Source organism: Streptomyces sp. CO7 (assembly GCF_053474865.1).
The window spans coordinates 230,211-231,517 of record NZ_JBRIOU010000001.1; the positions used below are offsets into that span (position 1 = coordinate 230,211).

Genomic DNA, 1,307 nt, shown 5'->3' on the forward strand with positions numbered 1-1,307 from the left:
TATAAGAGACAGGCCCTTTTCCGCGTCGAGGGCGTAGACGCACCGATCCTTGCTGCACGCGTACACGACACCGCCCCGCACCACCGGCGACCCGGTGATCTCCCCACCGGTCGCCAGCTTCCACCGCAGCCGGCCGTCGTCGGCCTTGAGCGTGTACAGCAGGTGGTCGCTGGAGCCGAAGTGGATCCGGCCCTCGGCGACGACCGGCGCGCCCACGATGTCCCCGCCCGCCTGGAAGCGCCACTTGGGCGTGCCGGTGACCGCGTCCAGCGTGTAGAGGCCCTTGCCGCTGGCGACGTGGATGTGCCCGGCGGCGACCAGCACCGGCTCCACCGAGGACCGCGCCTCGGTGGCGATCCGCCACCGGTCCCGGCCGTCCGCCGCGTCCAGCGCGTACACCGTGCCGAGGTAGTCGGCGAGGTACACCCCGCCGCCCGTCACGGCGGCGCCCGGCACGAAGGCGGGCGGGCCGAGGAAGACCGCCGGCGCCTCGAAGTGCCAGTGCACGTGGCCGTTCGCCACGTTGATCGCCAGCACCCGCGTGCCGGCGGACACGTACACGCACCCGTCGGAGGCGTGGCTCAGCCGTACCGGGACGCCCCCGCAGGAGGCCGCGTCGCCGATCGGGTACGACCACCGCTCCTCGCCGGTGCGCATGTCCAGGGCGCGCAGCCGGGCGTCCTGCCAGACGTAGGCGGTGCCCTCGTGCAGCGCCGGTCCGGCCTCGGGGGTCTCGAAGTCGGTCTGTGCGCCGTGCAGTTGCCACAGCCTGCGGCCGGTGGACGCCTCCCACGCCTGGACGCCGCCGCCGCGCGTGCCGGTGAGCACGTAACCGCGCTCGGCCTGCAGCGAGTACACCCAGGCCTCGGCGGACAGCCGCCACAGGTCGGAGCCGTCACGGGCGTCGAGGGCGAACAGGGTGGGACCGTCGGAGGCGTGGATGCGCCCGTCGGCGACCTTCATCGACCAGGCGACGTCGCGGGTCTTGAAGCGGCGACGCCCGGTCTGCACGTCGAGGGCGTGCACCTCGAAGGAGGTGACGTAGACCAGGTCGTCGGCCACCTCCGGGGTGCCCCAGACGTCGTTGGACATCCGGAAGCGCCATGGCCGCCAGCCGCCCCGGCCGTCCGCCGGCTGCTCGTCGCCGGCCGGGCCGGGCTGCCCGACCTGCTGCTGGGGCACCGGCGCGGCGCCCTGCTGGGGCCGCGACCAGGAGGCGGCGAGACCTGACTCCGGCAGCGGCGCGCGGGCGCCGGCCGCGGCGCGCACCTCGGCGACCACCGGCCCGGGCCCGATCGGCACCCGGG

1 protein-coding gene is annotated in these 1,307 nt (G+C 75.1%); it reads right to left on the bottom strand.

Translation table 11 applies throughout. The features are described from left to right. A partial coding sequence (locus tag ACOV8S_RS01060) for an outer membrane protein assembly factor BamB family protein (RefSeq protein ID WP_448315395.1) occupies window positions 1-1,307 on the bottom strand: 1,307 nt, incomplete at both ends.